This is a genomic window from Xanthomarina gelatinilytica, from assembly GCF_000348685.1.
In the GTDB taxonomy this organism is placed as follows: domain Bacteria; phylum Bacteroidota; class Bacteroidia; order Flavobacteriales; family Flavobacteriaceae; genus Xanthomarina; species Xanthomarina gelatinilytica.
On record NZ_ANLA01000046.1, the window covers coordinates 1 to 450 of the forward strand.

General features: G+C 42.4%; 1 pseudogene. It reads left to right on the forward strand.

Going from position 1 to position 450, the window contains the following annotated elements:
* Nucleotides 1-450 (forward strand): annotated as a pseudogene (locus D778_RS14645) (hypothetical protein); the annotation flags it as partial.

Genomic DNA, 450 nt, shown 5'->3' on the forward strand with positions numbered 1-450 from the left:
AGTTCTACTTCCGCTACCTTTACTATTGTAGACACTGTGGCTCCAATTATTGTAACTGAAGCCAGCGATTTAACTGTTGAATGTGACGGCTTAGGAAATGAAAGTGAATTACAAGAATGGCTAAATAATAATGGTGGCACTGTTGCAACTGATGATTGTAGTGACATTATATGGGACAATGATTACAAAGGTGTTTTAACCCCTAGTTGTGGATTGACCGGCTATGTAATTGTAACTTTTAAAGCTACTGACGCATGTGGAAATGAAAGTTTTTCTACTGCTACATTTACGGTTATTGATACTACAGCCCCAGTGGCTCCACAAGCCCCTGCCGATATCACTTACGAGTGTATCGCGGATGTGCCTGCACCTGGTGACTTAACGGCTACGGATAACTGTGCCGGTGATATTACGGTGACAGGTGTGGATGTAACCGATAATACCGATCCT